The sequence below is a fragment of the Marivirga sp. genome (assembly GCF_024636815.1).
In the GTDB taxonomy this organism is placed as follows: Bacteria; Bacteroidota; Bacteroidia; order Cytophagales; family Cyclobacteriaceae; genus Marivirga.
Genome location: NZ_JAGXGF010000075.1, coordinates 1 through 8,755, shown reverse-complemented (window position 1 = coordinate 8,755; position 8,755 = coordinate 1). Strand labels below are relative to the sequence as shown.

The window sequence follows — 8,755 nt, the reverse complement described above, 5'->3', positions numbered from 1 at the left end:
TGGCCGCACAAAACAGCGCACAAACCTAAGCCACCCTTGACAAACTTAAAATTTTATCATAGGACAACTACGCCTAAAAAAGGCAAAAAAAGAAAATAAATTACCTTTTGTCTGGTTTTTCAACATAGAAACTCAGGTTATTAAGCTAAGCCTAATACCTCATAATTCAGTTCAATCCAGAAAAAATAACCTTGGTTATTTTCTTATGTGTTATCTTGTCTCTTTTGTGGTGGGAATATGCTATCGGTCGTATATATTCACAAACGTTACTTGTTAACCACAAGAGAGACAAAAGAAAACAAAAGCTTTTTTTCGCTTTAGCGAAAAATTAGTTAAGTTAATTTCTTTAACTTAATAGTATTGTGGCCCCTTCAGGGGGGACGCAGTGAATTGTGTTTGCTTTATAATTTTTTCTAAAACATTTTATTAGATTCTTGCCATAAGCATTGATGAATTCTAATATTTACTGCTGATCTAAATCTGTGCGATCTATCCCCTGGAGGGGATTATAGGGGTGTCGCTTGCTACACCAAAGAATGATTTGAATTTATCTCGCCATCCCACCTTTCAAAACAGAATGCCACAGCACCACCCCAATACTTACCGAAATATTCAAAGAATGCTTGGTGCCGAACTGAGGGATTTCCAAACAATGATGACTATTATCTACTACTTCCTGATCAACTCCATAAACCTCATTTCCGAAAACAAATGCATATTTTTTATCAGACTTGGGCGTGAAATTTTCAAGACTTAAACTGTCATCTGCTTGCTCAACGCTTAAAATTTGATAACCTTCTTTTTTTAAATCTTCAACAGCATCAAGTGTATTTTCAAAGTGCTTCCAATTCACAGTTTCGGTAGCTCCCAAAGCAGTTTTATTGATTTCTCTATGAGGAGGCTGAGCCGTAATACCGCATAAATAAATTTTTTCAATTAAAAATGCATCCCCCGTTCTGAAGGCAGAACCGACATTATTCATGCTCCTGACGTTATCCAGTACCAAAACGATTGGGTTTTTTTTGACCTTTTTGAATTCATCAACTTCCAATCGATTTAATTCTTCATTGGCTAATTTCCTCATATTTTATCATCTTTGAAGTGCAAAACTAAGAACATTTCCCTAAAAGCATGGCGAAGACTCAAGAAGCGAAGGAAACTCCTTTAATGAAGCAATACAATCAGATAAAAGCCAAATATCCCGGTGCGCTTTTACTGTTTCGTGTGGGCGATTTTTATGAAACTTTTGGGGAAGATGCCGTAAAAGCGAGCAAAGTCCTTAATATTATTCTGACCAAAAGAGCAAATGGTTCAGCTTCGCATATAGAATTGGCGGGTTTTCCACATCATGCGATGGATAATTATTTACCGAAACTGGTTCGCGCAGGACATAGAGTAGCAATCTGTGATCAGTTGGAAGACCCGAAATCTGTAAAAGGGATTGTAAAAAGAGGGGTTACAGAATTAGTCACGCCTGGCGTTAGTTTTGATGATAATGTATTAGAAACGGGTAGAAATAATTATCTGGCTTCCATTCATTTTTCAAAAAATGCTTTAGGAATTGCCTTCCTAGATATTTCTACCGGAGAATTTATGACCGCTTCTGGAAATGCATCCTATATCGATAAATTATTGCAGGGCTTTCAGCCATCGGAAATCATTTATTCCAAATCAGCTCGGGATGTATTCTCCCAAAAATTCTCTGATGATTATAATATCCATCATCTCGAAGATTGGATTTATGCCTATGATTTTGCTTACGAAAAACTCACAAAGCAATTTAAAACCAATTCCTTAAAAGGCTTTGGAATTGAAAATCTGGAAGAAGGAATTATTGCTGCCGGTGCTATCCTCCATTATTTGGAAGAAACTGAGCACAAAAAAATTGAACATATTGCTTCCATCTCTAGAATTGAAGAAGAAAAATATGTGTGGATGGATAAATTTACCATCCGAAATCTGGAATTAGTTTATCCTCAGCAAGAAGGTGGCATTCCGCTTATTCAAATTCTGGATAAGACCTTGACCCCAATGGGTTCTCGCCAAATCAAAAAGTGGATGGTATTGCCTGTTAAGGATAAAGTCGTAATTGAAGAACGCTTGCAAATTGTTGAAGCTTTACATAAAAACAATGACTTGACCGAAAGCCTGAGAACTTCTTTGAAGTCAATGGGAGATGTAGAAAGATTGATTTCCAAAGTGGCGGTCGGTAGAGTGAATCCGAGAGAGTTGAATCAATTGAAAAAAGCTTTAGGATTAATGGCTCCTTTGAAAAAAGCGCTTGAAGAATCCGGGGAGTCTGCCTTGAAAAAATTATCCCATCAAATCAATCCTTGCGAGTATTTATATGAATTGATTGATGAACAACTGATGGAAGACGCTCCATTACACACTAATCAAGGCAATCTGATTAAAGAAGGGGTGGATCATGATCTGGACGAATTAAAGAAAATAGCTTTTTCGGGTAAGGATTATTTGCTTCAGTTGCAAAAGCGTGAAATGGAGAAGACGGGTATTACTTCTTTAAAAGTAGCCTATAATAAAGTCTTTGGCTATTATCTGGAAGTGACCAATTCCCATAAAGATAAAGTGCCTCAGGAATGGATTCGAAAGCAGACTTTGGTAAATGCAGAAAGATATATCACAGAAGAGCTTAAAGAATACGAAGAAAAAATTTTAGGTGCTGAAGATAAAATGGTGGTGATTGAACAGAGAATTTTTCAGTCTCTACTGCAAAACGCTATGGATTTCGTGAGTCCAATCCAGCAGAATGCCAGAATAATAGCGCAAGTAGATTGCTTACTAAGCTTTGCAGAAATCGCTCGTTCCAATGATTATGTAAAACCTCAAATATCCGAGAGCACTGTATTGGATATAAAATTAGGTCGCCATCCGGTAATCGAGCAACAATTGCCTCATGGAGAAGAATACATTCCAAATGATGTGTTCCTGGATAATGAGAGCCAGCAAATTATGATTATTACCGGCCCCAATATGGCGGGTAAATCAGCATTGCTAAGACAAACTGCTTTGATTGTTTTAATGGCACAAATGGGCTGTTATGTACCAGCTAAATCAGCAGAGATAGGCTTAGTTGATAAAGTTTTCACCAGAGTTGGAGCTTCCGATAATCTTTCAAAAGGAGAATCAACCTTTATGGTCGAGATGACCGAAACCGCCAGTATTTTGAATAATCTGTCTGATAGAAGTCTGATATTGATGGATAAAATCGGGCGAGGTACCAGTACCTATGATGGAGTTTCTATTGCATGGAGTATAGTGGAGTTTTTGCATAATCACCCAAAATCAAAAGCCAAAACGCTTTTTGCTACGCACTATCACGAACTGAATCAGTTAGCGCATGATTTCCCAAGAATCAAGAATTATAATGTTTCGGTGAAGGAAATAGATGGAGAGATCATCTTTTTGCGGAAGTTGAAAAAAGGAGGAAGTGAACATAGTTTTGGTATTCATGTGGCGCATTTAGCTGGGATGCCAAACCCTGTAGTACTGAGGGCCAATGAAATCATGCATCATTTGGAAAAAGATAAAATCAGGGACAAAGCCAACCGCAAAATAGAGGCGGTACCTAAAAATAATTATCAACTCAATATGTTTGAAGCCGATCCTGTCCTTTCAGAAATTAAGGAATTGTTAGATAAATTAGATATCAATTCCATGTCACCAGTGGAGGCACTTCTAAAATTGAATGAATTGAAAAGTAAATTGAAGTAAAACTATACCTCTTCTTGTTTATTGACTTTATTTTCAAATAGCTTTTCCGTCTGACGATGGTAAACAGTAAGATGTGGAAAAGGAATTTCAATGCCGAGTTCATCAAATCGGTTTTTAATCCTTCTCAAAAACTCACGCTTTATAATCCATTGTTTAAGAGGCCAGGTTTTTATCAAAAACTTAATAACAATAGCTGATTCGCAAAATTTATCCACACCCAACATTTCCATATCTCCAATTATTAGTGAACCATATTCCTTGTCTTCCTTCATTTCAGCACCAAGTTCTTCTAGAACACTCATTACTTTATCCACATTTTCATTATAAGACACACCAATCTCAAGCATTACACGAGACCAATGGTGAGTTAAATTACTGACGTCACTGATTTGTCCGTGAGGAATAAAATGGGTAACTCCTCCCAGATCTCTTAGTACAGTCAATCTTAAGCTCAAGTTTTCCACCACTCCTGTGGTTTGATTAATTCTTACCACATTGCCAACTCTATACTGATTTTCAAGCAAAATAATGAATCCTGATAGGTAATCTTTGACCAGGCTTTGTGCACCTAGTGCAATTACAAGAGAAAGCACCGCAGCTCCTCCCAATACCACAGTAAGATCTACCCCTATCTGCGACAAAACCACAAGAAGTCCAATAAGTACTACTAAAATTGTGATAATACTTCCAGACGCCAGTTTTAAGGTTTCTAAACGGTCGGCACTTTCAGCATTTTTTCTGCTTTTTATGAACTTATTGAGAATGAGTGTAATACCCCATCTACTCAAAATCCAAATCACAAAAAACGTAAGAATGATAATAGCCATTGCAGGGAGATTAGTCTTAAGCCAGTAGACTACTCTATGTGGCGCAATTGAGCTTTGGAGAAATTCGAGCTCTGATTCAGCACTATCTACTCGATCTTCAGCCTGACTTACCGCTTCCACTACCGGTGGGCGATAAGCTTCAAGGGTCTGTATCCTAACATTTAATGCCGATAAAAGTAATGTGTCCTGAGAAAACCTTCTGGAGACTTCCTGTAAATGTTGCTTTACAGCAGGTTTCTGTGACTGTTTCTCGAGAAGTTCCCGTAATCCAGTCGTTGCCTGTATCAGTAATTTTGTTAGTTCTATATCATCCTTATGTTTTCTTATTAATTGATCCACTAAAAAAAGATTATTTCTGGCGTGGGCCAATTCTGCCTTTAGCACTTGTAAATCCTGTAGGGCAGCAAGCTCTTTTCTGTTTTGTGTCTCGGAATTAGCACCAGACTGCACCGCTGTATCAGCAATTGAGATCATTATAATAACAGAATCTTCGCTTATAGGTACTTGACCAGTGGTGATATAATCTACAAGCTCTTTCTGCTTTTCGATTTTACTATGGACAAGGGTCATCTGTTGCATAATTGCCTGATTGCTACGCAAATGATAATCTAGGGAGCTTAGCACTTGCTCTAATTTTTCATTTTTATTAAATGAATCATCAGTTTTTGCATTTATTCCCAATTGCGCATCTAATTTTTCAAATTGTCCGGTTAGTTCCGCAACCTCTCGCTCAAGCTGCTTATTACGGCTTTTCATTTGAATGAGTCTTTGATGGTCTTCGGAGATCAGTTTTTGAAATCTAATGATGAGTTCAGCACCTGAAACTTCTAAATTTTCGGATGCTTTATTATCTTTTACTGTGTCTTGCGCTGCAAGTGAGCTTATCATCAAAAATGTGACGAAAAAGCAAATTGTTTTTAACATAATAGCAATTGATTATTCTTTTTCAACATAAATTATATTTCTCTGAACGTAGTCCCTATGCCGAGTACAATAAAGCCTGCCAGAAGCAACTCGTAATTATATTGAGTCAAAATGTCTGCATCGAAATAATGGCCGATTATGCCTAAAATTCCTGCTGCAAGGCCCAGAATCCAGGTTAATTTTTTTGGTGATGAAGGTGCTTTCATATTTTAATATGTAAATGGAGTTTAAAAAAAGAAGGACTGCCATAGGGAGTCCTTCAAAATTATTAGTGTATAAGTTTGACTATTTATGATTGAAAAGATAAAATAAACCTAACTGAAATCCTCTATTATAAGAAGCCTCAGCATTATTTTCATTAATATCTGTAAGACCTAAATTATAACGCGCATCAATACCTAAATTTGAATCGGGATTAATGTAACTCACCCCTAAACTAGCACCAAATTCAAGACCTTTAAAATCACTGGTCATATCCATTTGAGTATTATTTGAGTTTGATTTAGCACTTATTAAAAAGCCTAACTGAGGTCCTGCAAATAGTCGAAAACCGTTATCAAACATATATTGTAGCAACACTGGTACATTTATATAATTTAGGTACAATTGTGACTCAACGCCATTATTTGAAAATTTAGCACCTTGGGTAGAAAAAACCACTTCAGGCTGCAAAGCAAATTGATCGCTCAAATGAAAATGTCCTATTAAGCCCAAATTAAAGCCTAAAAGTGGTTCTCTATTACTACCATTTTCATTTACAACATTATACATATTTAAGCCTCCTTTGACACCAATATTCATATGTTGGGCTTGGAGTGAGCTTGTAGCCAAAAATGCTATAAAAAAAGAAATCAGATAAAATTTCATGTCTTTGTTTGTTTTAAAATTAGGCCGTCAAATTATTTTGAAGGCATTTTTACAAAACAAAGGTGAAGGTAAATATTGATAGATATTTTACAGATTTTAAACTAATAGTTACACATTTCACAGGTTTCTAATAATGAGCATTACTTCTTTCTTTAAAGTATAAATATTTCTAAGCCATATTGATCTAAAGAGTAAATTAAAGAAGAGATTAAATCCGAATATTTAAGTAGAATCTTATGATGATGATGTAGTAATTAGACTGTAAATAATGTTTTATTAATGAAGATTAGATTTCAATACTTCCTTTTCTAATTAAAAATGATGCTTTTAAAACCATTTTCTTTTTTAATTATATTTAAACCACTTGCGAAATCTGAGTTAAATATAATTACGGATAATTTTTGAATACAATTACTTAAACATTTTAGTATTTGATGTGTTTAAACATCCTTATGGAAAAAGTTATAAACATTCAACAAGTACAAAAGACAAAAAAAGATCCAATTGATTATTTGTCAGAAAATGTTTTGCTTCTGTCTCTAAATGAGAATTTCGATGTTCTTTCTGCAAATGAAACTTTTCTAAAAGTATCAGGAATAAAAAGAGACAACTTAGGTAAATTAAATTTTTTCCAGCATTTATGTGATGAACTTCCTGAGTATATTCATGACGAATTAAGCTATTTGTTGCGTCAACAAAAATCTTGGAATGGAAATTTTGCATTTCCTAATATTAATGGAAAATCCTCTTGGTTTCATACCAACATCATTCCTTCAAGAGATGAAGATGGAAATTATATTGGGTTTAACCTTTTAGCAACTGTTGGTAAATCTCAGCAGAGTTTAATTACAGAGAAAGACACCACAGAAAGCTGGATGAAAGCAATATTTAATGACGCAGATGAAGCCAATATTTTAATTGCATTGGATGGCAGTGTTATTGAATTTAATGCTACTGCTTATGAGTTTATGTCATGGTACACACAGAAAGAGTTAAGGCTCGATGAGAATATGTCTCATTATTTTGGAGGAAGTTTTTCTAAAACTTTTGAGGCATTATTTGAGAAAGCTAAAAATGGACAAAAACAAAAATTCTGTAGAACATTCAAAAACCTTAGCGGATATGAAAAAATAGTGAATATGGAATTGAAGCCAGTCTCAAATTCATCTGAGGTTATTATGGGTGTTATTTTGAATTCTACAGATATAACCCAAGAAGTTAACTTAGAAAAGAGAATCAGGATTTCTGAGAAAAAATTAGATGATATTGCTTTTATAAATGCCCATGAAGTTAGAGCTCCACTAGCTTCCATTTTAGGATTACTCAATTTGCTAGATTTTGAATCTGTAAATGACAACAGTAAACTAATATTAAGCCATTTAAAAAAATCAGCAAATGATTTAGAGAAAATCATTCATAAAGTATCTGAAAGTTCATATTTAAAACAATCAGATTCTAATAGGTCAGCATAAAATTTAAAATAACTTCTACACTTCGTAGCTGAAATTTGTAGTGAGTTTAATATATCCAAAATTAAATCTTATTTTAATATTGGATTTAGACGTAATGACATAAATCAATCATTCTCTAAGCATGAAAGCCTTTATAGTAGTAACATTCTTTATATGCTTTACGATGGTTTTAAAGGCACAAGAAATGCAACCATATGTATTTTCTGGTGGAAAAAATTTTGTTGGTAAGAGCGTATTTCAGTTAGAATATGGGGTGAATTTTGAGAGACAGATTAATGATTCAAGCAGATTTAACCAACAGATTTCGCAATATGCTTTAATTAAATATGGCGCTCTTCAAGGCTTAGATATTTTAATTAATTACAATTATGCCAGAGAACAAACTTTTGTTTCTGATCAAATGAGACGTTCCAATGGTTTAGCAAATTTAACAGTTGGTGTTAAGAAAAAATTAGGTAAAAATTACTCATTAAAATCAAATTTTGGCTTATTGAAGGACGAATTAGGTAAAACACGTGGTAGATTTCAAGTTTTTGGCATATCGGAACACTCTTTAAATAGTTCTTTAGCTTGGGAAAATAATCTTGGACTTAATTGGGCTAAGGTTAATCTTCAAGCCAATTTGATGTATTTATCCGGATTAACATTTACTACACCACACCCAATGGATTTCATTATAGAAATTTATGGCCAATATGGGCAACAAACTTGGAATAACTATGCCAATATTGGACTGGGATACTATTTTAATAAAGACCTGATGCTTGAAACATATATTGGATATGGTAATAACCTGAGTTCGATTCTAATTTAGGATTCAGAACGCCTGTAAATAGTGAGTTTCAACTAAAAATTCTGAAGCAATAGCGGGCTATTGTAAGGAATTTTTAGGAAGAAAATCGCTGTTTACAGGTGGGATAGGAAAAGCCT

7 protein-coding genes are annotated in these 8,755 nt (G+C 34.7%); 3 read left to right on the top strand and 4 right to left on the bottom strand.

Translation table 11 applies throughout. The features are described from left to right. Positions 1-547 precede the first annotated feature (547 nt). A complete protein-coding gene (locus Q0L29_RS05880; RefSeq protein ID WP_296619897.1) occupies positions 548-1,084 on the bottom strand; it encodes an RNA methyltransferase in 537 nt (178 codons plus the stop codon). A gap of 47 nt (positions 1,085-1,131) precedes the next feature. Here Q0L29_RS05880 and mutS point away from each other — a divergent pair, with 47 nt between their 5' ends. Then, on the top strand, positions 1,132-3,735 hold the full coding sequence (mutS, locus tag Q0L29_RS05875) for a DNA mismatch repair protein MutS (protein WP_296619896.1): 2,604 nt from the start codon (positions 1,132-1,134) through the stop codon (positions 3,733-3,735). A gap of 2 nt (positions 3,736-3,737) precedes the next feature. On the opposite strand, the gene Q0L29_RS05870 is transcribed toward mutS, so the two are convergent. The 3 genes from Q0L29_RS05870 to Q0L29_RS05860 form a co-directional block, all read right to left on the bottom strand. Beyond that, complete coding sequence (locus Q0L29_RS05870; RefSeq protein ID WP_296619894.1) at positions 3,738-5,450, bottom strand: mechanosensitive ion channel domain-containing protein; 1,713 nt, start codon at positions 5,448-5,450, stop codon at positions 3,738-3,740. Between the two features lie 68 nt (positions 5,451-5,518). Beyond that, positions 5,519-5,692, bottom strand: coding sequence for a hypothetical protein (locus Q0L29_RS05865; protein WP_296619893.1), 174 nt, complete (start codon positions 5,690-5,692; stop codon positions 5,519-5,521). A gap of 79 nt (positions 5,693-5,771) precedes the next feature. Beyond that, entirely contained in the window at positions 5,772-6,353 is a 582-nt protein-coding gene (locus Q0L29_RS05860) for a porin family protein (protein WP_296619891.1), read from the bottom strand. 452 nt (positions 6,354-6,805) lie between these two features. Between Q0L29_RS05860 and Q0L29_RS05855 the strand changes: the two genes are divergently transcribed. Both Q0L29_RS05855 and Q0L29_RS05850 read left to right on the top strand, forming a co-directional pair. Next, a complete protein-coding gene (locus Q0L29_RS05855; RefSeq protein WP_296619890.1) occupies positions 6,806-7,825 on the top strand; it encodes a PAS domain-containing protein in 1,020 nt (339 codons plus the stop codon). A gap of 121 nt (positions 7,826-7,946) precedes the next feature. Then, positions 7,947-8,639 carry a hypothetical protein gene (locus Q0L29_RS05850; protein WP_296619888.1) on the top strand — a complete coding sequence of 231 codons (693 nt, stop codon included), beginning with the start codon at positions 7,947-7,949 and terminating at the stop codon, positions 8,637-8,639. Positions 8,640-8,755: the final 116 nt, after the last annotated feature.

What these genes read in the sequence shown, in the direction of transcription:
- Q0L29_RS05880 (WP_296619897.1), bottom strand. Translation starts at nt 1,084, where the DNA reads ATGAGGAAATTAGCCAATGAAGAATTAAATCGATTGGAAGTTGATGAA.
- mutS (WP_296619896.1), top strand. Translation starts at nt 1,132, where the DNA reads ATGGCGAAGACTCAAGAAGCGAAGGAAACTCCTTTAATGAAGCAATAC.
- Q0L29_RS05870 (WP_296619894.1), bottom strand. Translation starts at nt 5,450, where the DNA reads ATGATAAGCTCACTTGCAGCGCAAGACACAGTAAAAGATAATAAAGCA.
- Q0L29_RS05865 (WP_296619893.1), bottom strand. Translation starts at nt 5,692, where the DNA reads ATGAAAGCACCTTCATCACCAAAAAAATTAACCTGGATTCTGGGCCTT.
- Q0L29_RS05860 (WP_296619891.1), bottom strand. Translation starts at nt 6,353, where the DNA reads ATGAAATTTTATCTGATTTCTTTTTTTATAGCATTTTTGGCTACAAGC.
- Q0L29_RS05855 (WP_296619890.1), top strand. Translation starts at nt 6,806, where the DNA reads ATGGAAAAAGTTATAAACATTCAACAAGTACAAAAGACAAAAAAAGAT.
- Q0L29_RS05850 (WP_296619888.1), top strand. Translation starts at nt 7,947, where the DNA reads ATGAAAGCCTTTATAGTAGTAACATTCTTTATATGCTTTACGATGGTT.